The sequence below is a fragment of the Brachybacterium sp. J144 genome, assembly GCF_036321705.1.
In the GTDB taxonomy this organism is placed as follows: domain Bacteria; phylum Actinomycetota; class Actinomycetes; order Actinomycetales; family Dermabacteraceae; genus Brachybacterium.
In genome coordinates, this window is the sequence record NZ_JAZDCG010000001.1 from 153,225 (window position 1) to 176,627 (window position 23,403).

A 23,403-nucleotide genomic window follows, 5' to 3' on the forward strand; every position below is an offset into this window, starting at 1 on the left:
TCAGCGTACCTAGCGGGGCTGGGGCCGGGCAGGGCGCGTCCGGCCGCTCCGCCCACAGCGCAATCGGCTCCCGCCCCGATCCCGCGCGGGCCCTGGGGCACAATGTCCGGGTGAGCTCCGACCCCTCCCGACCCACCCGACTCCGCCGGGCCCGCGCCCTCGGCGACCGCTGGCTCGAGGAGGCGCAGCTGGCCCGGCCGGGCTGGGCGATCGGTTCCCTCCTGCTGCTGTGCGCGATGATCGTCGGCGCCTCGGTGATCCCCGTGCCCTATGTCGTCGAGCGGCCCGGCCCCGCCGTCGACGTGCTCGGCGAGTACGAGGAGGAGCAGATCCTCGTGATCTCCGGGGCCGAGACCCACCCCACCGAGGGCGAGCTGATGATGACCACCGTCTCGGTCGACGGCGGTCCCGGCTACACCGTCACCCCCGTCGAGGTGATCCGAGCCTGGTTCGACCGCAGCCAGGCCGTGCTGCCGCGGGAGTCCGTCTTCCCCGAGGGACAGACCCGCGAGCAGACCGCGCTGACGAACACCGCCTCGATGAGCACCTCGCAGCAGGGTGCGGTCGCCGTCGCGCTCGACGCGCTCGACATCGAGTACGAGCCCGCCGTGCTCGTCGCCGGTGTCGAGGAGGAGGGCCCCGCCGACGGGACCCTCGAGCCCGGCGACGTGATCGTCTCCGTCGGCGGGGAGACCGCCGCGGACCTCGAGGGCTTCCGCACCCTGATCCGCGCCGCCGACCCCGACGGCCCGGTCGCGATGACCGTGCGCCGCGACGGTGAGGAGCTCGAGCTCGAGGTCCCCGCTGAAGAGGTCGACGGCACCGCTCGGCTCGGGATCGTCCTCTCCGACGGATACGAGTTCCCCTTCGAGGTGGACCTCGCCGTCGGCGATATCGGCGGCCCCAGCGCCGGGATGATCTTCTCCCTCGCCGTCTACGACGAGCTGACCCCGGGGGCGCTCACGGGCGGGGAGTCGATCGCCGGCACCGGCACCATCGCGGCCGACGGCGCCGTGGGCGCGATCGGTGGGATCCGCCAGAAGTTGGTCGGCGCCTCCGACACGGGTGCCGACTTCTTCCTCGCGCCGGCCGCGAACTGCCAGGAGGTCGTCGGCTACGAGCCGGACGGCCTCGAGGTCGTCGCCGTGGAGACCTTCGACCAGGCCGTCGAGGCCACCGAGACCATCGCCGAGACCGGCTCCACCGAGGGCCTGGTCACCTGTGAGGACGTGATCGAGAAGTGAGCAGGAACCGCCGCCGCACGCCGCCGAGCCCCACCGTCGTCTTCGACTTCGGGGGAGTGCTCTCCGCCGGGCACGACCCGGTCCCGGACCTCCACGAGCTGCTCGGCGGCGATCCCGCTGTCCTCGCCGAGGCGCTGTGGGCGCACCGCCCGGCCTACGACGAGGGCCGGACCAGCCCGGCGGAGTACTGGGGCGCGGTCGCCGCCGCCGTCGGCGTCGACTCGCTGACGGCCGCGGAGATCGAGGAGCTGCAGGACGCCGACAACCGCTACTTCCTGCGCCTGGACCCTGCCTCCCGCGAGCTGATCCACGACCTCGCCCGGGCGCGGGTGCGCCTGGTGCTGCTGTCGAACGCCTCCGCCTCCTTCGGCGAGGCAGTGCGCCGCACCGACTGGTTCGAGGCGTTCTCCTTCGCGGTGATCTCCGCGGAGGAGAAGGTGATGAAGCCCGATGCCGAGATCTACCGGATCCTGCTCGACGCCCTCGCGCACGAGACCGGCGGGGTGTCGATCCCCTCGGCCGTCGTGTTCTTCGACGACCGCGCCGACAACGTCGAGGCGGCCCGTGCGCTCGGCCTCCACGCCCACCGCTGGCCCCGCAACGGCGAGGAAACCGGCGAGGGCGGTGAGCACGGCACGGTGATCGCGCGGCGCATCCTCGCCGAGCGCGGCGTGCTGGTGGACTGAGATGAGCGGCCCGCCGGTCCCCCCTCCGTCCCGCCGGGTGCAGCACGGCGCCGTGCCGCCGCGCACCCTGCCGCACCCCGCACCGCCCGTCGGCCGCGCCTCGCTGGGCCCCGCCTCGTTGGGCCTCGCCGGGTGGCTGCAACTGCTCGCGACCGCTGCGGCGCTGGTGGGCGCCGTCCTCGCCCGCGCGACGTACGGTCCGGCCTTCGGATACGGCGTCTCGACCCTGCCCCGGATGTTGTTCGTCCTCGGGGTGCTGATCGGGATGCTCTCGCTGATGATCCTGCTGACGGCGAATCTGGTCCCCGATGCGGTCGAACGGAGCCATCGTCTGATCGCCGGGGTCGGGGGAGCGGTGCTCGCGGGAGCGCTGCTGGTCCTGCTGGCCGTGGTGGGCTTCTTCACGCTCGGGTCGCTGCTCGATCTCGGCGGGATCGTGCTGGCCGTCCCCGTGCTCGGGGCCGTCGGGGCCGGAGCAGCCCTCGCGCTCCTCGGCGGCTCGCACGGACGACGTCGGGCCGGTGCGCTCCTGCTCGCGGGCGGGGCCTCGGCCGCGGTGTGGTTCTTCGCGTCCTGGTGGGTCCTCAACACGCTCGCGGCGTTGCCCTCGCCGCGGGGCTCGAGCCCGCGGGAGCGCAGTAGGTCCCGGGGGGACCCGCTCCTGCGGCGGGACGGTAGAGTCGGGCACCGTGACGACTCCCGTGCGGCACCGCTCCGCGGCGCGCCGGTGAGACCCCCGCACCCCGACCACGCTTCGACAAGGACACCACATTGGCAGAGTTCATCTACACGATGTACAAGGCCCGCAAGGCCGTGGGCGACAAGGTCATCCTCGATGACGTCTCCATGAGCTTCTACCCGGGCGCGAAGATCGGCATGGTCGGCCCCAACGGCGCCGGCAAGTCGACAATCCTGAAGATCATGGCGGGCCTGGACCAGCCCTCCAACGGCGAGGCGCGGCTCAGCCCCGGCTACACCGTCGGCATCCTGCTGCAGGAGCCCCCGCTCGACGAGTCCAAGACCGTCCTGGAGAACGTCCAAGAGGGCATGGGCGACCTGTACCGGAAGGTGCAGCGCTTCAACGCGATCGGCGAGGAGATGGCGGAGCCCGATGCGGACTTCGACGCCCTCATGGAGGAGATGGGCAAGCTCCAGACCGAGATCGACGCCGCGAACGGCTGGGATCTCGACTCGCAGCTCGAGCAGGCGATGGACGCCCTGCGCTGCCCGCCCGGCGAGGAGGCGGTGACCCACCTCTCCGGTGGTGAGCGCCGCCGCGTGGCGCTGTGCAAGCTGCTGCTGGAGAAGCCCGACCTGCTGCTGCTGGACGAGCCCACCAACCACCTCGACGCCGAGAGCGTGCTCTGGCTCGAGCAGCACCTGCAGCAGTACGAGGGCGCCGTCATCGCCGTCACCCACGACCGCTACTTCCTCGACCACGTCGCCCAGTGGATCGCCGAGGTCGACCGCGGCCACCTCTACCCCTACGAGGGGAACTACTCCACCTACCTGGAGAAGAAGGAGGAGCGCCTGCAGGTCCAGGGCAAGAAGGACGCCAAGCTCGCCAAGCGCCTCAAGGAGGAGCTGGAGTGGGTGCGCTCCTCGGCGAAGGGTCGCCAGGCCAAGTCCAAGGCGCGCCTGGCCCGCTACGAGGAGATGGCCGTGGAGGCGGAGAAGACCCGCAAGCTCGACTTCGAGGAGATCACCATCCCGCCGGGCCCGCGCCTGGGCAACGTGGTGATCAACGCCAAGGACCTGCAGAAGGGCTTCGGCGACCGCACCCTCATCGACGGGCTCTCCTTCTCGCTCCCGCCGAACGGCATCGTGGGCGTCATCGGTCCCAACGGCGTCGGCAAGACCACGCTGTTCAAGACCATCGTCGGCCTCGAGCCGCTGGACGGCGGCGAGCTTCGGATCGGCGACACCGTCCAGATCAGCTACGTCGACCAGAACCGCGAGAACATCGACCCGGAGAAGAACCTCTGGGAGGTCGTCTCCGACGGGCTGGACTTCATCCAGGTCGGCAAGGTCGAGATCCCCTCGCGCGCCTACGTCTCCCAGTTCGGCTTCAAGGGGCCGGACCAGCAGAAGAAGGCCGGCGTCCTCTCGGGCGGCGAGCGCAACCGCCTCAATCTTGCGCTCACCCTCAAGCAGGGCGGTAACGTGCTGCTCCTCGACGAGCCGACCAACGACCTCGACGTGCAGACCCTCGGCTCGCTCGAGAACGCCCTGCTGGAGTTCCCCGGCTGCGCCGTGGTCGTCTCCCACGACCGCTGGTTCCTCGACCGCGTCGCGACGCACATCCTGGCCTACGAGGGCACCGAGGAGAACCCCTCGAACTGGTACTGGTACGAGGGCAACTTCGAGTCCTACCAGAAGAACAAGGTCGAGCGACTGGGCGAGGATGCGGCGCGACCGCACCGTGTCACCTATCGCCGCCTGACTCGCGACTGATCCGCACCGGGCCGCGGCCCGGAACGGAGGAGGGGCATCGCCGAGCGGCGGTGCCCCTCCGTCGTCCCCGGGGCAGGTCTCCGGGACGCCGGCTCAGTGCGCGGGGTCGAGGCTCGCCACGATCCGCTCGGACGGGGTGCCGGACATGTTCCGCGGCGACATCTCGCGCGTGACCAGGAGCCGCTCGACCCCCTGTTCCGCGGTCAGCTCGATCCTGCCGTCGGTCTGCAGCTCGAGCACGCCGAGGTCCTGCAGCGCCCCGTCCTGCTCGCCCCACAGCTGCAGCACCTCGCCGTCGTACCCGCGCACGCCCTCGGCGCGCAGGGCGAGCTCGGTGTCGGTGAGGACCGCCTGCCAGGTGCCGTTGTCGCTCACGCCCGGCACGAACCGAGCGCTCGGGTCCATGCTCTGCGCGGCCCAGGCGGCGCTGAACTCCTCCGTGCGGGCGAGATCGTCGCGGGCCCCGAGCAGCAGCAGGCCGAGCACGAGCGCGCCGATCAGTCCCAGCACCGCGAGGGTGCGCGAGATCCACGGCGCGCCGCGCGGGTGGCGGCGGGCGGCCCGCGCCTCGGCGCGTCGGCGTCGCCGGCTCCGGTCGTCCTGCGCGGATCCCGTGTAGGCGAAGGCGGGGGCGGCGGCCCCGGACTCCCCGCCGTCGGGGACAGCGCCCGGGGACGGCAGCGGAGTGGCGGGGGAGGCCAGCGACGCGGAGCCCAGCCGGGTCCCGGCCACAGCGGGCGGCCCCACCAGGCGGCGCTGGCTGTCGGTGCCCAGCACCGGTGTCGCATAGGAGCCGCGATAGGGCGCCTCCGGCCCCGGGGCGATCGCGGCTGACGGGACGGCGGGCGCAGGGTGGGCGGCGGACGCCGACGGCGCCGAGGGCGCGGTGCCGGCGGACGGGGTGGACGGGGCAGACGAGGCGGGGCCCGCGGACGAGACGGTGCCCGCGGACGGCGCGGTGCCCGCGGATGGGGCGGGGCCCGCGGCCGGGCCGGGACGCGCCGCGGGGACGGACCCCGTCGTCCCGTCGCGGCCGGTCGGGCCCGCGGGGCTCCCGAGGTGCGCCGCCGGAAAGCCCTCGAGGACGGGGACGCGCAGATCCCGGCTGGGCATCACGGCGGTCAGCAGCGTCAGCCGGGCCGCCGCCTCGATCGCCCGCCGATGGATCAGCACGGTCTCCCCGGAGGACGACAGGCGCGTCAGCTGCGCCTGCTCCTCCGACGTGGCGAGGGCGAGGGCGTCCAGGGCGGCGAGGGCCCGGGCAGCGCGTGACCCCGACTCGGGCTCGGCCAGCGGCCCCGAGGGCACCAGGCGCTCGAGCGCCTCGGCCAGGACCGTCGCGGCATCCTCCCGCTCGTTCGCCGTGTAGGGGAAGCGGCCCTGTGCGGCGGACTCCACCAGGGCGCGATCGGCAGGGGGCAGGGTCAGGAGGACCCGCTGCACCTCGATCTCCCGACGGTCGCGGGTGCGGTCTGCGGCGTCCTCCGGGGAGATCAGGGAGCGCACGGTGCCGCGCGGGGAGGTCGAGACCGCGGCGCGGCGCGCCCGATCGAGCACCGCCACCTCCCCGGGGAGCCCTCCCGTTGCGAGCTGCGCCGCATCGCGCAGGCACGAGCGCAGCACGGCGATCGAGATCCGCTCGGCACGGGCGGAGGACCCCGTGACCTGCACTGCGAGGCCGTGGACCCTGGGCGCCAGGAGGTCGACGAGGCCGCGGGCGGCGCGATGATCCCCGCCCGCGATGCGACGCAGCAGGGTGCGGACGGGATCCAGACGCTCGGAGAGGTCGATCGTGTCCTCGGGGATCTCGACGATCTCCCCCGTATTCGTCCCGATCCTCATCGGACGTCCTCCCTGACGGTGCCTGACGGGTCCCCACCCCTGATGCCTCGACCAGACATTGTGGCAGGCCGGAGACCTCCCCGGGGTGCGCGGTGGATGGAGAGGGTGGTCAGTCCGGACGAAGCCGCTGGAAAGAACTTGCAGAAATCTGGGCCGGAAGGAGCGTCGGCGGGGTGTGACGGGAGAACATCGTTGCAGGTGGACAGGCGTAACTCGCAGCTCGTGGCCGAGTTCGACGCTCCGCAAGATCAGTGCAAGCCGGCCCCGACTCCTCGGGTACTCTCGTGCCATGAAGCCGATCTCCACGATCACGGTGTCCTCCGCCCTCCCGAGCGTCCTCGAGCCCCTGCGCGACCTCGCGCTGAACCTGCGCTGGACCTGGCGCCGCCAGACCGTCGACCTCTTCCGCAGCCTCGACCCCGAGGCGTTCTCCGCGAGCGGCGGCAACCCCATCGCGATGCTCCCGCGGGTCCCCGCGGGCCGTCTTGACGAGGCCGCGCACGACGAGACCTTCCTCGCCCGCATGCGCGCGGAGTCCGGCGACCTGCGCACCTATCTCGACTCGGGCCGCTGGTTCCAGCGCACCGTGCCCGCGAACGGCGTCGGCACCCCGGCGATCGCGTACTTCTCGATGGAGTTCGGCATCACCCCGACCCTCCCGATCTACTCCGGCGGCCTCGGCATCCTCGCCGGCGACCACCTCAAGTCCGCCTCCGACCTCGGCGTGCCGCTGGTCGCGATCGGCCTGCTCTACCAGTGGGGCTACTTCTCGCAGTCCCTGGACCGCAGCGGCTGGCAGCAGGAGGAGTACAAGCTCAACGATCCCGCCGAGCTCCCCGTAAGCGAGGTCCGCGGCGCCGACGGCGAGCAGGTCACCGTCTCCGTCACCCTCCCCGGCGGTCGCGAGGTCGCCATCGCGCTCTGGGTCGCGCAGGTGGGTCGTATCCCGCTGCTCCTGCTCGACACGAACGTCGAGTCCAACGACGAGGAGGCGCGCCAGATCACCGACCGCCTCTACGGCGGCGACCACGAGCACCGCATCGTCCAGGAGATCGTCCTGGGCATCGGCGGCGTGCGCGCCGTCGCCGCCTTCGCCGCGGCGACCGGCCACCCCGCGCCCACTGTCTTCCACCTCAACGAGGGCCACGCCGGCTTCTCCGGCCTCGAGCGGGTCGGCCAGCTGATGCAGGCCGGCGCGAGCTTCGCCGAGGCCGTCGCCGAGGTGCGCGCCGGGACCGTCTTCACCACGCACACCCCCGTCCCCGCGGGCATCGACCGCTTCGCGGCCCAGGAGCTGCGCGGCTACCTCGACGCCGACGAGTCGGGGATCTCCCGCCTGATCCCGGCGCTCCCCGTCGAGGCGTCCCTTGCCCTCGGGACCGAGGAGGGCGGCGAGATCTTCAACATGGCGCACCTCGGCTTCCGCATCGCCCAGCGCTCCAACGGGGTCGCGAAGCTCCACGGCGCCGTCTCCCGCGGCATGTTCCAGGACCTCTACCCGGGCTTCGACGTGCCCGAGGTGCCGATCACCTCGGTGACCAACGGCGTGCACCGCCGTACCTGGACCTCGGCGCACATGGACGACCTCTACAAGAAGGCGCTCGGCGACGTCGACATCTCCGCGATGTCCGACTGGTCCGCGCTGTCGACCCTCACCGATCACGACCTCACCGATGCGCGGGACGCGCTGCGGGAGGAGCTCGTGGACATGGCCCGGGCCCATGTGAAGCGGGCCTGGCTACGCCGCGGAGCCGACGAGGCGGAACTCGCCTGGACCGAGTCGATCCTCGATCCGCGCGCCCTCACGATCGGCTTCGCCCGCCGTGTCTCCACCTACAAGCGCCTCACGCTGATGCTGAGCGATCCGGAGCGGCTGCGGCGCATCCTGCTGGACGAGGACCGCCCCGTCCAGTTCGTGATCGCCGGGAAGTCCCATCCCGCCGACCGCCCCGGCAAGGAGTTCCTCCAGCAGCTGGTGCAGTTCGCCGACGACCACGGCGTGCGTCACCGCATCGTCTTCCTCCCGGACTACGACATCCGCATGGCCTCGGTGCTGATCGCCGGCTCCGACGTGTGGCTGAACAACCCGATCCGCCCCGAGGAGGCCTCGGGCACCTCGGGCATGAAGGCGGTCCTCAACGGCGGTCTCACCTTCTCCATCTCCGACGGCTGGTGGGACGAGATGAAGGACGACACGGCCGGATGGACCATCCCCACCGCGGATCTGCCCGACCAGGGCGAGCGCAACCGCCTCGAGGCGGAGGCCCTCTACGAGATCCTCGAGAACCGCATCGTGCCGCTGTTCTACGAGCGCGACGCGCGCGGGCTGCAGCGCGGCTGGATGACCAAGGTCCGGGCCTCGCTGGTCTCGGTCGCCCCGCAGATCACCGCCGCCCGCATGGTCCGCGACTACGTCACCGATCTCTATCTGCCGGCAGCGCGCGCGGCCTCCGCCTTCCACGCCGATCCGGCGCTGGCCGGGTCGTTCACCGCGTGGAAGGACGCCGTGCAGGCCGCCTGGTCCCAGGTGGCGGTGCGCTCGGCGACGCTCGAGGGCGCGGGCTCCGGGGCGGTCACCACGGGCGCCGAGGTGACCCTCACGGCCGAGGTCGAGCTCGGCGGGCTGCGTGACGAGGACGTCCTCGTCGAGGCGGTCCTGGGACCGATCGGCGCCGAGGGTGAGATCATCGACCCGCAGCTGATCCCGCTGCAGCGCGCGGAGGACGGTCGACACACCGCCCGACTCGCGCTCGCCGTCCCCGGCGAGGTGGGCTTCACCGTGCGGGTCACCCCGCAGCATCCGGTGCTCGCCCATCGCGCCGAGCTCGGGCTGGTCGCTACCGCCTGAGCGCCGCCCGCAGCACCCCACCCGGAAGGTCCCGACCCCGTGCCGACCCGTCGCCAGTTCCTGCTCACCACCGCTGCGACGGGACTGGCCGGGGTCGGGGCGCTCTCCGCCTGTTCCCGGCCCGCTCCCGAGCTGGAGGAGGGGGACGCCCTCCGGATGCGGGTGTGGAGCGAGCAGGCGGCCTCGGCCTATGCCACCTCCTTCGCGGCGTTCACCGAGTCGACCGGCCTGACGGTCGAGGTCGAGGTGCTGACCTGGGACGACTACTGGAAGCAGATGCCGCTCGACGCCGCGGCCGGCACCCTTCCGGACGTGATCTGGATGAACACGGCGAACCTCGCCGCGGCGATCGAGGGGGATCATCTCCTCGAGGCGGGGCCGATGGTCGGCTCGGTGGTCGGTCAGTGGGATCAGATCGCCGCTGACCAGTACACCGTCGACGGTGCCCTGTGGGGCGTGCCGCAGTACTCCGACCAGTCGCTGCTCGTGGCGCACGACGATCTCGTCTCCGGTGCCGGGGGCGATGCCACCGCCCTCGGCGCGGAGCCGGGCGCGCCCTCCGACGCTCTCCGGGATCTCGCCCGGGCGATCACGGTCGACGGCGAGGGGCGCCACCCGGGCGACGAGGGATTCGATGCCGCCTCCCGCACCGCCTTCGGTTTCGGGGCGCACCTGGACCGAAGCGCCGTGCTGGGCCCGTTCGTGGCCGGACAGGGCGGGCGCTGGCAGGACGAGGAGGGTGCCTTCGCGCTCGACTCCGCCGAGGCGGTCGCCGCGATCCAGTACCTCGCCGATCTCACCACCTCGTTCCTCGCCCCCGACGGCACCGAGACCACCCAGGACCCCGCGCGCTGCCGGAACCTCTTCCTCGAGGGACGCCTGGGCCTGCTCCAGACCGGCACCTACGATCTCGGCACCCTGGGCGACGGGATCGCCCAGAGCTTCCCGTGGTCCGTCCATCCGGTGATCCCCGGCCCGCGCGGGGCGCGTCCGCTGGTCCACGCGGTCGCCGCCGTCGCGGTCGACCCGGACGACGAGGACCGCGAGGCGGCGATCGGCGAGCTGATGAGCTGGCTCGGCACGGTCGACGGCCAGCGGCCCTTGGCCGAGAACCGGATCGGCATCCCCGGTCATCGAGATCTGCGCAGCGCCTGGGAACAGGCCTGGTCCGAGCAGGGCGTGGACGTCAGCGCGATCGGCGCCCCCGAGGAGGTCGCCGCGCCCGAGCACGGGCTGCGCTCGGCCGAGGGCACCGCGGCGGCGCTCGGCGTGATCGCGGAGGTGTTCCGCGGGGAGGCCGCCGCCGCCGAGGCGATGCCCCGCGCGCAGGCGGCGGCCGAGGCGGCCGTCGGCTGATCCGCTCGCGGGATCAAGCGCCGCGAGCGCGGATCATGCCCTCCTGGGTGACCGTCGCGACCAGGTCGCCGGCCCGGTCGAAGACCTGACCGTGGGTGAGCCCGCGCCCGCCCGCGGCGCTGGGCGAGCGCTGCACGTAGAGCAGCCATTCGTCGGCCCGCACGTGCCGGTGCCACCAGATGGCGTGGTCGATGGTCGCCATCTTCAGTCCCGGGGTCATCCAGCTCAGCCCCTGCCGGCGCAGGATCGGCTCGAAGGGCGTGTAGTCGCTCGCGAAGGCGAGGATCGCATCGTGCACCAGGGCGTCGGCGGCGACGGGCGCGAGGGTGCGCATCCACACCATCTGCGTGTCCGTCGCGCCGCCGTTCGCGTCGGGCCGCAGGTAGATCGGGTCCGTCACGTGCCGGATGTCGATCGGGCGCTGCGTGGACCAGTAGCGGGCCACCGGGTGGTCGATGCCGGCGAGGACCTCCGCGGTCGTCGGCAGCCCGTCCGGGTCGGGGGCCTCGGGGGCGTGCTCGGAATGCTCCAGCCCGTCCTGCTCCTCCTGGAAGGAGGCGGTCATCGCGAGGATAGTGCGCTCGCCCTCGTCGGCCGTGCGGCCCGGCTGGGTGGCGAGAACGCGCCGCACCGAGAAGGAGCCGCCGTCGCGCAGCGCATCCACCTGGAAGCGGATCGGGTGCCGGGGGTCGCCGGGGGCGAGGAAGTAGGAGTACATCGAGTGGATCCGACGGCCCTCCGGGGCGGTGCGGCCCACCGCCGTGACCGCCTGCCCCATCACCTGCCCGCCGAACACGTGCCCGCCCGGCTGGGGGTTGGAGTCGCCCTCGAAGGCGGCGACGGTGGTCGGGGCCGAGAGGGCGGGGTCCACGTCGAGCGGGCGCAGGTCGAGCAGGTCGACGAGTCCGGCGACGACGGCGGAGGGATCCGGAACGGGGGTGCTCATGGGCCGATCGTACTGGTCATACGATGGACGGCATGGCTTCCTCCGCTGCGGCCCCCGCTGCCCCCGACACCGCCGTGGACGTCACCGTCCCCGTCCGCTGGACCGATCTGGACGCCTACGGGCACGTGAACAACGCCGCGATGGTGCGCCTGCTCGAGGAGGCCCGCATCGCGGCCTTCTGGCTCGCGCCCGCCGAGCAGATCGCCCTGGGCGCCCCGGCGGCGATCGCCCCGCTCCCGGGCGGCGGCACCGATGCGCCGGTCTCCACGGTGATCGCCTCGCAGCGCATCGAGTACACGCGCATGCTCGGGCACCGGCGCGACGGAGCCGTGGTGCGCCTGTGGATCTCCCGCCTCGGCGGGGCGTCGATCGCGGTCGACTACCTCGTGCTCACCCGCGACGATCCGGGCGGCACCTCGCCCTACGCGCGGGCCCGCACCGTCGTGGTGATGGTCGACGCGGTCAGCGGCCGGCCGGTGCGGCTCGATGCGGACTCCCGCGAACGCCTCGCGCCCTTCACCGGCGAGGGGCTCGTCTTCCGCGACTGAGCCGCGGGGCCGCGCGCGCGAGCCGCGACCGGCCCGGCGGTCGCCGGGTCAGGAGAGCTGATCGGGAACGACCTGGCCGGCCATCGGCGCCTCGCCGCCGTCGACGGTGTTCACCAGCGAGTGCGCGGCCCGTTCGAGGTAGTCCCACAGGGTCTCGCGGTGCAGGGGCGCCAGCTCGAGGGAGTCGACCGCGTCGCGCATGTGCCCGAGCCACGCGTCCCGGGCCGCCGGGGAGACGGGGAAGATGCCGTGGCGGATCCGCAGCCGCGGGTGGCCGCGCTCGGCGCCGTAGGTCTTCGGACCGCCCCAGTACTGGGCGAGGAAGGTCGCCAGGCGATGCTTCGCCCCGGTGAGGTCCTCCTCGGGGTACATCGGCCGCAGCAGCGGATCCTCCGCGACGCCCGCGTAGAAGCGGTCCACGAGGGCGAGGAAGGTGGGCTCGCCGCCCACCGCCTCGTAGAAGCTGATCTGTGCTGCGGGATCTCCGGTCATGGGGGTCCTCCGGGACTCTGGGGTGATGATGCGGGGCGGGACGGGGTGGAGCGGGCGGGGCGTGATCAGGCGGGCTTGACGGCGTCCACGAAGCGGGGCACCGCGAAGGCGATGTCGGCGCTCGCGAAGGCGGTGCGGATCCGGCCGCGCAGCTCCCGTTCGAGCGCCCACTGCTCGCCGGGGGCGGTCTGGACGATCACCCGGCGCTGGTAGCGGGTGCCGTCCACGCCCAGCATGCCGGAGACGTCTGCGGGGCCCAGGATCACGGGCTTCCACGTCTCGTCGGCCGCGAGCTCGGCGGTGACCTGCTCGAGCACGGCGGTGACCTGCTCGTCGTCGGCGCTGGCGTCGATGTCCAGGGTGACCACCGCGTTGGAGAAGCCGCGGGACCGGTTGCCGATGCGGATGATCTCGCCGTTGCGGACCGTCCACAGCGCGCCGTCCATGCCGCGCACCTGGGTGACGCGCAGATTGATGCCCTCGACGGTGCCCTCGGCGTACTCGAGGTCTACGTAGTCGCCGACCGCGACGATGTCCTCGAAGAGCATCACGATGCCGGCGACGATGTCCTTGATGATCGTCTGGGCGCCGATGCCGGCGGCGAGGCCGATCACGCCGAGGGAGGCGATGACCGGGGCGATGTTGACCCCCAGCTCGGACAGCACCATCACCAGGGCGACGGCCCAGATCACCATCCGGGCCACGTTCCGGGCGACGTTCGAGAGGGTCTCGGCGCGCTGCTCCCGACGGGCCTGCGCGGCCTTCTGCGCGCGGGCGTCCCGCCGGACCACGGCCCCGGTCACCGAGGACAGACGGGCCGAGGAGTCCGCCATGGTGCGGAAGAAGCGGCGCAGCAGCCAGGACACGACCCCGCTGACGACCGCGGCGGCGACGAGCACCACGATGATCCGCACGCCACTCGTGACGAGCCAGCGCAGCAGCGAGTCCATGACGGTCAGCGCCTCGTCGGCGCTCGGGGCGGAGAGCAGCGGGGTCAGATCAGGCATGCCGCCACGGTAGCGCCCGGCCCTGGCCGCTGTCCGTGTCGCAGGCCCGCCCCGAGACCGTGCGACTGCTCACGATCCCGGGGCGGGCCTGCGGGTCGCGGTGTCAGTCGCGGTCGGCGGCGCGGACCCGCTCCTGGCGGGCCACGGTGTCGCGGCCCTCGACGACGATGCGGCGCAGGCCGAAGGGGGCGTCCTCGTTCTCCTCGAGCCACGAGTCGGCGTCGTCGAGCACGGTCTGGCCACCGAACTCGGAGGGGAAGTAGCCCTGCGCGAGCCGGTTCGCGATCTCGTTGCTGCGCTCCGCCCAGATCTGGCGCAGCGCCGCGAAGTAGCGCCGACGGTAGGGGGCGACCAGCGACTCGTCGGCCACCCGGCGGAAGCCGAGCACCACGGCGGTGACCGACTCGTTGGCGAGCTCGTCCTGCTCCATCGTGGTCCGCCACGCCTCGGCCTTCGCCTCGGCGGTGGGGCGTGCGGCGCGGGCTGTGAGCGCGGACTTGCGGCCGGACTGGGTGTCGTCGGTCGCGAGGACCGCGTCGATCCCCGCCTCGTCGAGACCGCCGAGGGCCGCGAAGGCGATGACCAGCTTCCAACGCAGGTCGGTGTCGATGGTGCGACCCGGCAGCGTGCGCTCGCCGGAGAGCAGACCCGCGAGGACCTCCCGGTGCGCGTCCGTGCTCGCGAGGCGGGCGAAGGCCTCGAGGCACTGCAGCTGCGTGTCGGACCCGGGCTCGGCCTGCTCCGTGAGCTCCCACAGGGCGGACGCCGCGGCGGAGGTGCGTCCGGCCCGGTCCGCGGGGGCGGCGTAGGGACCCGCGACGGTCTCGAGCTGCTGGAGCAGGGTGCGGATCACGGAGGAGGACTGCTCGCCGGTGAGGTTCGCGAGCACGAGCTGCTGGAAGCGGCGGCTGGGCAGCTCGCCGTCGCGGACCATGTCCCAGGCGGCGGACCACAGCAGGGTGCGGGCCAGCGGGTCGGCGAGGTCGCGCAGGTGCTCCATGGCGACGGCGAGGGAGGCGGGGTCCAGGCGCACCTTCGCGTAGGCGAGATCGCCGTCGTTGATCAGCCACAGGTCGGCGCGCTTCCCGACGAGGGCGGGCACCTCCGTGAGGGCGCCGTCCACGTCGAGCTCGACGCTCTCGGTGCGCTCGAGCCGGCCGCCCGTGAGCGAGAAGCCGCCCACCTGCAGGCGGTGCGGACGCAGGGTGGGGTGCTCGGCGGGGGCGGTCTGCGCGATCGCGAAGCGGGTGAGGGTGCCGTCGGCGTCCTGCTCCAGGACGGGGGAGAGGGTGTTCACCCCGGCGGTCTGCAGCCACAGCGCCGCCCACGAGGAGAGGTCCCGGCCGGAGGTCGCCTCGAGCTCGACCAGCAGGTCGCGCAGCTCGGTGTTGCCCCAGGCGTGCTTCGCGAAGTAGGCGCGGACGCCCGCGAGGAACTCCTCGCGGCCCACGTAGGCGACGAGCTGGCGCAGCACCGAGGCGCCCTTGGCGTAGGTGATGCCGTCGAAGTTGGTCTCGACCGCCTCGAGGTCGACCATGTCGGCGACGATCGGGTGGGTCGAGGGCAGCTGGTCCTGGCGGTACGCCCAGCCCTTCTCCGAGACGGCGAAGGTGGTCCAGGAATCGGTCCAGTCGGTCGCCTCGGCCGAGGCGAGGGTCGAGGCGTACTCGGCGAAGGACTCGTTCAGCCACAGGTCGTCCCACCAGCGCATGGTGACGAGGTCGCCGAACCACATGTGCGCCAGCTCGTGCAGGATCGTGAGGTCGCGCCGCTCGCGGATCGCGTCGGACACCTCGGAGCGGAACACGTAGGACTCGACGTAGGTGACGGCGCCGGGGTTCTCCATCGCGCCCATGTTGTACTCCGGCACGAACACCTGGTCGTACTTGCGGAACGGGAAGTCCTGGTCGAAGGCCTCCTCGTAGAACTCGATGCCGCGACGGGTCACGTCGATGACGTAGTCCGCGTCGACGTGCTCGGCGAGCGAGGCGCGGGCGAAGACGCCCATCGGGATGGTGCGCCCGTCGCGGGTGGTGACCGCGCCCTCACCGCCGCGGTAGTCGCCCGCGATGAGCGCGACCAGATAGGTGGACATCCGCTCCGTCGGCTCGAAGGCCCAGGTCGCGGTGCCCTCTCCGGCGGGCGACGGCGCAGGGGTGGGGGCATTGGAGATGACCCGCCAGTGGGCGGGGGCGGTGACGGTCAGCGCGAAGGTCGCCTTGAGGTCGGGCTGCTCGAAGCAGGCGAACATGCGCCGCGCGTCGGAGACCTCGAACTGGGTGTAGAGGTACACCTCGTCGTCGACCGGGTCGACGAAGCGGTGCAGGCCCTCGCCGGTGTTCATGTAGCGCCCCTCGGCGAGGATCCGCACCGTGTTCTCGCCCTCGCGCACGGCGGGCAGCTGCACCCGGGCGCCGTCGAAGCGGGAGGCGGGATCCTCGAGCAGCTCGCCGTTGAGCTCGACCTCGGTCACCGCCTTCGCGAGCAGGTCGACGAAGGTCTCGCGGCTCTCGCTCGCGGTGAAGCGGATCGTGGTCTCGGTGCGGAACGTCTCCGGCCCGGTGGTGAGGTCCAGGCGGATGTCGTAGGCGTCGGTGGCGAGGAACGAGGCGCGGCTGCGGGCCTCGTCGCGGGTGAGGTTCTCGGAGGACATGGAGACATCCTGCCACTGACCGGGAGGTCACCCCTGGGTAATCGAGGGCGCATCAGCGCGGCCCGCTCACCGCCGAGTCAGGTCCAGCTCCCAGGTGTAGTGATCGGGGAGGGTGGGCAGGGGCCAGGACGGGTCCGGGAAGAAGTACTCGTAGCCAGCGGAGAACGGGTAGGCCCAGTCGGCGATGTGCCGCTCGGCGAGGCGCCCCGCCTCGCGGATCCCCTCCACCTCCTCGGCGGAGAAGTAGCCGGTGCGCTCGGCGCCCTCGAGCTCGTCCTCGTCCTTGTAGTGCCAGTCCCGGCGGGGCAGCACCACGAGGTCCAGCACGAGGTCGCGGGTGCGGATGCCCTCCTCGGTGCGCTCGTAGGGCGTCTCGAGGTTCACGTAGTAGCAGCCGAGCGAACCGTCATCCTTGTAGAACAGCCACACCGAGTACGGGGTGTCGGGCAGGCCAATCATGAGGATGCCGTTGCCGGTCCACAGTTGCTTGGACTGCACGCGGGGGGCGGTGAACATGCCCTCGTCGCCGGCGCGGCGCAGGGCCGCCCCGGACTGCAGCACGGGCAGCAGCACCTCGGTGCCGGGGGCGATCCACACCACCACGCCGCGGTCGTCGTCGAGCACGACGGTGCCGGGGCGAACGGTGCGTGTGGGGTGCTGAGGGGTGTAGTAGGTCCAGGTCACCTGGTCGCCGGGCGACCAGCGCGGGGTGGAAGACATGGTGGAGGTCCCGGCCGGATCGGCCTCCACGGACGCCCCGTACCGACCGGCCACCGGGCCGGGGCTGCGCTGCCCGTGAAGGGGTAGGCGTATGGGGCGACCATACCGCCTCCCGGGGAGCGGGGCGTCAGGCGCGCCGGTCTCGGCGCCGCGGACGCGCTGGCCCGGGCGGACCGGTTCAGGCCCGTCGCAGCTGGGCCGCGACCGGGCAGTCCATTGGGTCGGCGTAGCCGAGGCCCACCCGGTTGAGGTACCGGATGACGATGATGTACGAGCGCAGCAGGGACGTCTCGGTGTAGACGATGCCCTTCTCGGCGCAGAACTCCCGGACGATCGGCCGGACCCGGCGCAGGTGGCCGGACGGCATGCGCGGGAACAGGTGGTGCTCGATCTGCAGGTCGAGCCCGCCCATGGCCCAGGTCATCAGCCGCCCGCCGGTGATGTTGCGGGAGGTGAGCACCTGGCGGCGCAGGAAGTCGACCTCGAGATCCTCGGGCAGGATCGGCATGCCCTTGTGGTTCGGGGCGAAGGAGCCGCCCATGGTGATGCCGAAGACGGCCAGCTGCACCGCGAGGAAGCCCACCGCCCATCCCGGGGACATGGTCGCGAAGGCCAGCACGGGGAAGCCGAGGATCCGGATCCCGCAGAGCACGGCCTCGGCGAGGCGGTGCTTCATCTTCGTGTCGCGGAGGACGCTGGAGATCGCCTCGTAGTGGAGCACGAAGGCGAACAGGCTCAGCAGGGGCAGGAAGGCCCATCCCTGGCGCTTCGCCAGCCAGGCCATGAACCCGGAGCGGCCCTGCTCGTCGCCGGGGACGAACACGAGCACCCCGCCGGAGATGTCGCCGTCCTTGCCGATGGTGTTCGGGTGGGCGTGGTGCTTGCCGTGCTTGCGGTTCCACCAGGCGACGCTCAGGCCCACCACGAGGTTGCCGATGATCCGCGCGAACCACTGGTTGCGGCGGCCGGAGGCGAACACCTGCTGGTGCGCTCCGTCGTGCGCGAGGAAGGCGAACTGGGTGAAGAGCACGCCGAAGCCGGCGCCGAGCAGCAGCAGCCAGGGGGAGTCGGGGATCAGCGCCATGCCGGCGATCCCGGCGGCGAGGACCACGGTGAGCAGGGCGGTGCGCAGCACGTAGGTGCGCACGTCGCGCCCCATCAGGCCCGCGGCCTTCACCCGCTCGGTGAGCTCGAAGTAGTCGCGGTTGGCGGCGGCCCGGGGCCGGGAGGGGGTGCCGGGCGTCGGCTCCGGCAGCGTGTCGAGAGCGGTCATGGCCGCGACACTAAGGAGGTGGTCGCCCCGTGCGCGTCACCCGCGGGAGCGAACCTGCACCCCCTACCGGGGTAGGGGGTCGGCGATCGGGATCAGGGCCCGGACCGTGAAGCCGCCGTCCTCCCGCGGTCCCGCCGCGAAGGTGCCGCCGAGCGCCGCGACCCGCTGCCGCGCCCCGTCCAGTCCCAGCCCCGATCCCGGGATCGGGGCGTGATCGGCCCGCGGGGCGTCGTTGCCGACGTGGACCGCGAGCGCACCGTCCCCGGCGGTGACGCGCACCGTGATCGGGGCGCCCCGGGCATGGCGCAGCGCATTGGAGAGCGCCTCCTGCACCACGCGGAAGGCGGTCAGACCCACCGTCGGCGGGACCTCGACCGGGTCCAGCTCGGCGTCGATCCGCGCCCCCGTCGCCCGGCTCGCGTCGATCAGCTCCGGGAGGTCCGCGAGGCCCGGCTGGGGCAGGTCCTCGGGGCCCTCGTCGGTGCGCAGGGTCGCGAGCAGGGCGCGCATCTCGGCGAGGGCCTGGCGGGAGGAGGCGGCGATGTCCTCGAACTCCTGCTCGGTGCGGGCGTCGAGACCGCCGAGGCGGAAGCGAGCGGTGCCCGCCTGCACCGTGATGACCGACATCGAGTGCGCGACCACGTCGTGCAGCTCGCGGGCGATGCGGTGGCGCTCCTCGAGCTCGATGCGGCGCCGCATCTCCTCCGCGGTGACGGTCTGCGCCTCCTCGACCCGCTCGCTGACCAGCACCAGCTGGCGGACCGTGAGGCCCAGCAGCACAACCGCTCCGCTGATCGCGACCTGCACCACGGCATTGGTCGAGACCTGCCGCAGCACCGGTCCCGGCAGTTCGACCGGCAGGGTCCCGACGAGGGCGAGGAGCGTGAGCACCGCCCCTGCGGACCACCCGGCGAGCGACCAGTACCAGCGGTGCAGCACGGCGAGGACCGCCAGCACGAGGCAGTGCGCGATCAGCGCCGTGACCGGCCAGGGCCACGGTTCGAGGCCCTGGGCGGGAGCGGTGACGAGCATCGTTCCCGCCGCCACGAGGACCGACAGGGCGAGCCCCTCGCGGGGTCGGCCGACGGCGACCAGCGGTGCCGCGGACGCCGCGACCGCGACGAGCATGGCGAGCGCCGGATGCACCTCGTACAGCGCGGCGGTGACCGGCCAGCCGACGGCCAGCAGCACGACCCCCAGGAAGGCCACCGTCATCCGCGTCCACGCCTCCTCGTGGAGGACCGTCGCCGGGCCGGAGACGGCGGCACGTGGACCGGGAGCTGGGCGGGAGCCGGGCTCCTCCCCACCCAGCAGCGGCACCGTCACCAGCACATCGAGCCGGGCCAGCTGATGCACCACCGCCGGGAAGGAGAGGGCGAGGACGATCCCGAGGGCGAGCGCCACCGCCCATTGCCCGCCGAACGGCAGCGGCGCGGCGGGCAGGGCCCGTCCCCACGCCCAGAAGCTGAGCCCGCCCAGCGCCGCGCCCGCCCAGGCGACCGCCGCGCCCGCGGTAGCGGCCCGCACCGGCAGGGCGATCAGCGCCTCGAAGGCGAGGTCCAGCCAGCGTCGCGGATCCCCGAGCAGCGGCAGCAGGCCGCGCACCCCGCGGCCGCGCGGCCGGTAGTCCGGTGGGGCCACTCGGAGCCCCCAGCGCACCAGCCGGGCCCGATCCCAGCCGGCGATCATGGCCGCGAGCCCGAGGGTGACGGGGAGGAGCACCACGCCGACCCACACCACCGCGAGAGCGGCGGAGACGGCGCCCAGGGGCAGCAGCATGATCGCGGCGAGCAACGTCAGGCCGAGCCCGGTCATCACCAGGTCGAGGTCGTGGCCGAGGCGCCGTAGCGCCCGCCGGTCAGGGACGAGGGCCATCGCAGGTCCCTCCCGGGGACCGGCGGTACCGTGTCGCCATGCCCCCCGTCTCCCCGTCCGTGCTCCGCGTGCTGATCGTCGACGACCAGTCGATGATCCGGGCCGGCTTCGAGGCGCTCCTGGACGCGCAGGACGGCATCGCCGTGGTGGGCACCGCGGGGGACGGGGCCGGGATCACCGAGGTGGTGCGCCGCACGCGGCCCGATGTGGTGCTCATGGACATCCGCATGCCGCACGTCGGCGGGCTCGACGCGACCCGGGCGGTGCTCGCCATGCCCGGCACGCCTCCGCGGATCATCATGTTGACCACCTTCGACGCCGACGAGTACGTGTTCGCCGCCCTGCGCGCGGGGGCCAGCGGCTTCCTGCTCAAGGATTCCACACCGGAGGAGCTGGTCCACGCCGTGCGGGTGGTCGCCGCGGGGGAGTCCCTGCTCGCCCCGCGGGTGACCCGTTCCCTGATCGAGGACTACGTCTCCCGCCCGGAGCCGGCGGTGCGCACCTCTCCGCGGCTCGCCGATCTCACCGAACGGGAGCTCGAGGTGCTCCGCGGGGTCGCGCGCGGTCTCGCCAATCGGGAGATCGCCGCGGAGCTGGTGATGGCCGAGCAGACCGTGAAGAGCCACGTCTCGCGGATCCTCGCCAAGCTGGGCGCGCGGGATCGCACCCAGCTGGTGGTCACCGCCTACGAGACGGGCCTCGTGCGTCCCGGTGCCTGAGAGCTCGGGCTCGAGCTCAGAGGGCCGCCCAGAGCAGACCGCCAGAGCCCGCGAGCAGCACCGCGGCGAGCAGCAGCAGTCCGAGGCCCAGCCCCCGGCGGGAGCCGCGCGGGGTCGCGGCCGACGCCGGAGGACCGACGGGGAGGATAGACGGGCCGACAGCCGGAGCCGACCACCCGGTGCCGGGCGCGGGGAAGCCGGCCGAGGGCGCCGGGGAGCCGGCACCGGACGACGGCGAGCCGATCGCGGGCGCGGGGGAGCCGGCCGACGGGGCGACCGCGCCGGGCGCCGGGGGAGAGGCGATCGGATCCCGCGGAGTCGGCTTCCGGACGAACAGCTCGGTGGGGGAGTCTGGGCCGGAGCTCGCGGTCGAGCGCGCCGTCAGCCGCTCGTGCAGACCCGGCGCCAGGCCCGCGAGCGAGGCCGGCCCCTCGAGCGGCACCTCGGGGCGCCCGACGGTCCCCTCGACCCGGTCCGGCACCGTGACCCGGGCCCCGGAACGGGTGAGCGCCCAGTGCTCCGGGGGCGCCGTGAACAGCGGGATGGTCTCCCGCGCCTCCGCGGCGCTCGGGCGGTCGGCCGGATCGGCGCTCAGCATGGCGTGCAGCAGCGCGCCGAGCGGTCTCGCCGCCGGATCGGGGCTGCCGGCGAGCGCGGCGTCGAGGCGAGCGGGCAGCTGCCCCGCCGTCGGACGCTCCCGCGGCGCCGACGGGGCGAGGGCCTCGAGGGCGCAGGCCGCGGCGGCCCAGACGTCCTGCGCGGTGGAGGTGGTCTGCCCGGCGATCGCCTCGGGGGCCTGGAAGCCGGGCGTGCCCTGGACCAGGCCCGTCTCCGTGAGGCGGATGTCGGAGGTGTGCAGGGCGATGCCGAAGTCGGCGAGCAGCAGGTGCGGGGCGGCCGCGCCGGTCGCGGCGAGGAGGAGGTTCGCGGGTTTCACGTCGCGGTGCACCCAGCCGGACTCGTGCAGCGTCGCGAGGGCGTCGAGCAGCTGGCGCAGCAGGTGCGCGACCAGGGCGGGGGAGAGCGGGCCGTGCTCCGCCGTCAGCGAGGCCAGGGTGCCGCCGTGGACGAGGGGCATCACCAGCACGATCGTGTCGTCCTCGGCGACCCAGGTGTACGGGGGCAGCAGATGCGGGTGCCGGCCGAGGTCCTGCGCGGTGCCGACGCTCTGCTCGCGCACGAACCGCAGCACCTCGGCGCCGTCGCGCTGCCGCATCACCTTCGCGGCGCAGATCGCGCCGTAGCGGCGGTCGACCGCGCGCCACAGCGACCCTGAGGCGCCTCGGGCCAGGGGGTCGAGCAGCTCGATGCGGCCTGCGATGACATCGGACATGATGGGGCCATGCTAGGGCACCTCCTCCCCGTCCCGATCCGGTCCGCGCCGTCCCGTGGGGACCTCCGCGAGCCCGCGGGACGACCCCCGCGCATCGGGCGCCTCGCCCTGGGCGGGGCGCTCGCCGTGCTCCTCGCCGCGCTGGGCTCGCCGACGGCGCTCGCCGACCCCGCGTCGGCGGATGAGGTGCCGGAGCACGCCTACCGGGTCGAGGGCACGGAGGTCGCGGGCGGGGCCTCGCTCGCCCAGGCCCCGGAGATCGGCCCCGGCATCGTCCGGGACGTCCTCGAGGAGGGCGCGACCGGTGACTCCGCCGTGGGCACCGCGAAGTACTACCGGATCGGGGTCGCCGACGGGCAGCGGGTGCATGCGGCGGCGACGATCGCCGCGCCCCCGTACGCCGACGGCCTGCCCGAGGAGCGGGAGTCGCTCGACGTCGGCGTCGACCTCGTCACCGCGCAGGGGGCGGACTGCGTCGACGGCAGCACCCGCTCCGCGGGGGAGACCTTCGACGGTGACGGCCCGATCACCTCCGCCCGGGTCTCGGCCGAGGTCGGGCCCGACGGGTGCGCAGGCGAGGCCCTGTACCTGCGCGTCCAGCGCCTCGGGGCGCGGGACGCCGAGCGTCCCCTGCCCGTCGAGATCCAGGTCGCGATCCAGCCGGCGGGCCTCGGCGGCGGAGCCCCCGCCGTCGACGAGGAGATCGACGACGACGGGGCCTCGCCCGCCGCCCCCGCCGACACCGAGCCGATCACGCCGGGTCGCTCCTTCGCGACCGCGACCCGCGTCGAGCCGGGCTCGACCGTGCTCGAGCTGCAGCCGGGGGAGACCGCGCTGCTCGCCGTCGACGTGCAGGAGGGCCAGCGGCTGCGCTGGCGCACCGAGGTGACGGCCCTGCCGTCCGAGGGCAGCGCCGACATCGGGCTGCGCGTCTTCGACGCGGTCCGTGGACCGGTCGTCGTGGACGGCGGGATGTGGACGGTGCACAGTTCCGCGACCATCAGCGGCGGCGGCATGGTCGCGCCCGTCGACCTCGGCAATCGCAGCTCGGAGACGGAGTCGATCCGCTCCGCCTGGCTCCCGGGGACCTACACGGTGCAGCTGCAGCGCCGGCAGCTTCCCGAGGGCGCCCCTGCCGCGGCGGCCGAGCCGGTGCGCCTGATCCTCACCCTCGAGGTCGAGGGCGAGGTCGCGGAGGACGCCGCCGAGGGCGAGGTGCTCGAGCTCGGCGACGCCTCGCCGGCGACGCGCCGGGGCCCGCTCGGCGGGGACTGGACCGCCGGACGGATCGCCCTGCTGGCCGGGGCCGGGGTGCTCGGCGTGCTCGGCCTCGGGACCGGGCTCGCCGGCGTGCTCGTGCTGATCCGCCGCCGCTGATCCTCGCGCCGGGCCGGTTCAGCCGGACCG

General features: G+C 73.4%; 18 protein-coding genes. 9 read left to right on the plus strand and 9 right to left on the minus strand.

What is annotated here, in order from left to right; genetic code table 11:
- Positions 1-110 precede the first annotated feature (110 nt).
- The 4 genes from V1260_RS00680 to ettA are packed head-to-tail and all read left to right on the plus strand — an operon-like array spanning position 111 to position 4,384.
- Positions 111-1,244: a YlbL family protein gene (locus V1260_RS00680; protein WP_329744865.1), complete on the plus strand. Its 1,134-nt coding sequence runs from the start codon at positions 111-113 to the stop codon at positions 1,242-1,244.
- The gene (locus V1260_RS00685; RefSeq protein WP_329744866.1) at positions 1,241-1,930 is read left to right on the plus strand and encodes an HAD family hydrolase; all 690 of its coding nucleotides are present in this window, start codon (positions 1,241-1,243) and stop codon (positions 1,928-1,930) included. Before V1260_RS00680 ends, V1260_RS00685 begins: the two co-directional genes overlap by 4 nt.
- A 1-nt stretch (position 1,931) precedes the next feature.
- Positions 1,932-2,780 (plus strand): hypothetical protein, encoded by an 849-nt coding sequence (locus tag V1260_RS00690; RefSeq protein ID WP_329744867.1) that lies wholly within the window; start codon positions 1,932-1,934, stop codon positions 2,778-2,780.
- Positions 2,702-4,384, plus strand: coding sequence for an energy-dependent translational throttle protein EttA (gene ettA, locus V1260_RS00695; RefSeq protein WP_329744868.1), 1,683 nt, complete (start codon positions 2,702-2,704; stop codon positions 4,382-4,384). Before V1260_RS00690 ends, ettA begins: the two co-directional genes overlap by 79 nt.
- Before the next feature lie 93 nt (positions 4,385-4,477).
- Here ettA and V1260_RS00700 read toward each other — a convergent pair whose 3' ends face one another.
- On the minus strand, positions 4,478-6,226 hold the full coding sequence (locus V1260_RS00700) for a hypothetical protein (protein ID WP_329744869.1): 1,749 nt from the start codon (positions 6,224-6,226) through the stop codon (positions 4,478-4,480).
- A 289-nt stretch (positions 6,227-6,515) separates the two neighbouring features.
- Here V1260_RS00700 and glgP point away from each other — a divergent pair, with 289 nt between their 5' ends.
- The gene (gene glgP / locus V1260_RS00705; RefSeq protein ID WP_329744870.1) at positions 6,516-9,074 is read left to right on the plus strand and encodes an alpha-glucan family phosphorylase; all 2,559 of its coding nucleotides are present in this window, start codon (positions 6,516-6,518) and stop codon (positions 9,072-9,074) included.
- A gap of 39 nt (positions 9,075-9,113) precedes the next feature.
- A complete protein-coding gene (locus tag V1260_RS00710) occupies positions 9,114-10,430 on the plus strand; it encodes an ABC transporter substrate-binding protein (protein ID WP_329744871.1) in 1,317 nt (438 codons plus the stop codon).
- Between the two features lie 13 nt (positions 10,431-10,443).
- Here V1260_RS00710 and V1260_RS00715 read toward each other — a convergent pair whose 3' ends face one another.
- Positions 10,444-11,376, minus strand: coding sequence for an acyl-CoA thioesterase (locus tag V1260_RS00715; protein ID WP_329744872.1), 933 nt, complete (start codon positions 11,374-11,376; stop codon positions 10,444-10,446).
- Between the two features lie 32 nt (positions 11,377-11,408).
- Between V1260_RS00715 and V1260_RS00720 the strand changes: the two genes are divergently transcribed.
- Positions 11,409-11,924 carry an acyl-CoA thioesterase gene (locus V1260_RS00720; RefSeq protein ID WP_329744873.1) on the plus strand — a complete coding sequence of 172 codons (516 nt, stop codon included), beginning with the start codon at positions 11,409-11,411 and terminating at the stop codon, positions 11,922-11,924.
- Between the two features lie 48 nt (positions 11,925-11,972).
- Here V1260_RS00720 and V1260_RS00725 read toward each other — a convergent pair whose 3' ends face one another.
- The 6 genes from V1260_RS00725 to V1260_RS00750 form a co-directional block, all read right to left on the minus strand.
- Entirely contained in the window at positions 11,973-12,416 is a 444-nt protein-coding gene (locus tag V1260_RS00725) for a globin (protein WP_329744874.1), read from the minus strand.
- Positions 12,417-12,481: 65 nt separating this feature from the next.
- Complete coding sequence (locus V1260_RS00730; RefSeq protein WP_329744875.1) at positions 12,482-13,423, minus strand: mechanosensitive ion channel family protein; 942 nt, start codon at positions 13,421-13,423, stop codon at positions 12,482-12,484.
- A gap of 103 nt (positions 13,424-13,526) precedes the next feature.
- A complete protein-coding gene (gene pepN, locus V1260_RS00735) occupies positions 13,527-16,076 on the minus strand; it encodes an aminopeptidase N (protein ID WP_329744876.1) in 2,550 nt (849 codons plus the stop codon).
- A 66-nt stretch (positions 16,077-16,142) separates the two neighbouring features.
- Positions 16,143-16,796: a DUF402 domain-containing protein gene (locus tag V1260_RS00740; protein ID WP_329744877.1), complete on the minus strand. Its 654-nt coding sequence runs from the start codon at positions 16,794-16,796 to the stop codon at positions 16,143-16,145.
- A gap of 178 nt (positions 16,797-16,974) precedes the next feature.
- Positions 16,975-18,069, minus strand: coding sequence for a fatty acid desaturase family protein (locus tag V1260_RS00745; protein WP_329744878.1), 1,095 nt, complete (start codon positions 18,067-18,069; stop codon positions 16,975-16,977).
- A gap of 63 nt (positions 18,070-18,132) precedes the next feature.
- Positions 18,133-19,944: a sensor histidine kinase gene (locus V1260_RS00750; protein ID WP_329744879.1), complete on the minus strand. Its 1,812-nt coding sequence runs from the start codon at positions 19,942-19,944 to the stop codon at positions 18,133-18,135.
- Between the two features lie 38 nt (positions 19,945-19,982).
- Here V1260_RS00750 and V1260_RS00755 point away from each other — a divergent pair, with 38 nt between their 5' ends.
- The gene (locus V1260_RS00755) at positions 19,983-20,663 is read left to right on the plus strand and encodes a response regulator transcription factor (RefSeq protein ID WP_329744880.1); all 681 of its coding nucleotides are present in this window, start codon (positions 19,983-19,985) and stop codon (positions 20,661-20,663) included.
- Between the two features lie 16 nt (positions 20,664-20,679).
- Here V1260_RS00755 and V1260_RS00760 read toward each other — a convergent pair whose 3' ends face one another.
- Complete coding sequence (locus V1260_RS00760; RefSeq protein WP_329744881.1) at positions 20,680-21,996, minus strand: serine/threonine-protein kinase; 1,317 nt, start codon at positions 21,994-21,996, stop codon at positions 20,680-20,682.
- Positions 21,997-22,005: 9 nt separating this feature from the next.
- Here V1260_RS00760 and V1260_RS00765 point away from each other — a divergent pair, with 9 nt between their 5' ends.
- Complete coding sequence (locus tag V1260_RS00765; protein WP_329744882.1) at positions 22,006-23,373, plus strand: hypothetical protein; 1,368 nt, start codon at positions 22,006-22,008, stop codon at positions 23,371-23,373.
- The last annotated feature ends 30 nt before the right edge of the window (positions 23,374-23,403 follow it).

Bases quoted from the DNA above. Each gene is read 5' to 3' on its own strand.
- V1260_RS00690 (WP_329744867.1), top strand. From the start codon at position 1,932: ATGAGCGGCCCGCCGGTCCCCCCTCCGTCCCGCCGGGTGCAGCACGGC.
- V1260_RS00700 (WP_329744869.1), bottom strand. From the start codon at position 6,226: ATGAGGATCGGGACGAATACGGGGGAGATCGTCGAGATCCCCGAGGAC.
- glgP (WP_329744870.1), top strand. From the start codon at position 6,516: ATGAAGCCGATCTCCACGATCACGGTGTCCTCCGCCCTCCCGAGCGTC.
- V1260_RS00715 (WP_329744872.1), bottom strand. From the start codon at position 11,376: ATGAGCACCCCCGTTCCGGATCCCTCCGCCGTCGTCGCCGGACTCGTC.
- V1260_RS00720 (WP_329744873.1), top strand. From the start codon at position 11,409: ATGGCTTCCTCCGCTGCGGCCCCCGCTGCCCCCGACACCGCCGTGGAC.
- V1260_RS00725 (WP_329744874.1), bottom strand. From the start codon at position 12,416: ATGACCGGAGATCCCGCAGCACAGATCAGCTTCTACGAGGCGGTGGGC.
- V1260_RS00730 (WP_329744875.1), bottom strand. From the start codon at position 13,423: ATGCCTGATCTGACCCCGCTGCTCTCCGCCCCGAGCGCCGACGAGGCG.
- pepN (WP_329744876.1), bottom strand. From the start codon at position 16,076: ATGTCCTCCGAGAACCTCACCCGCGACGAGGCCCGCAGCCGCGCCTCG.
- V1260_RS00740 (WP_329744877.1), bottom strand. From the start codon at position 16,796: ATGTCTTCCACCCCGCGCTGGTCGCCCGGCGACCAGGTGACCTGGACC.
- V1260_RS00745 (WP_329744878.1), bottom strand. From the start codon at position 18,069: ATGACCGCTCTCGACACGCTGCCGGAGCCGACGCCCGGCACCCCCTCC.
- V1260_RS00750 (WP_329744879.1), bottom strand. From the start codon at position 19,944: ATGGCCCTCGTCCCTGACCGGCGGGCGCTACGGCGCCTCGGCCACGAC.
- V1260_RS00755 (WP_329744880.1), top strand. From the start codon at position 19,983: ATGCCCCCCGTCTCCCCGTCCGTGCTCCGCGTGCTGATCGTCGACGAC.
- V1260_RS00760 (WP_329744881.1), bottom strand. From the start codon at position 21,996: ATGTCCGATGTCATCGCAGGCCGCATCGAGCTGCTCGACCCCCTGGCC.
- V1260_RS00765 (WP_329744882.1), top strand. From the start codon at position 22,006: ATGCTAGGGCACCTCCTCCCCGTCCCGATCCGGTCCGCGCCGTCCCGT.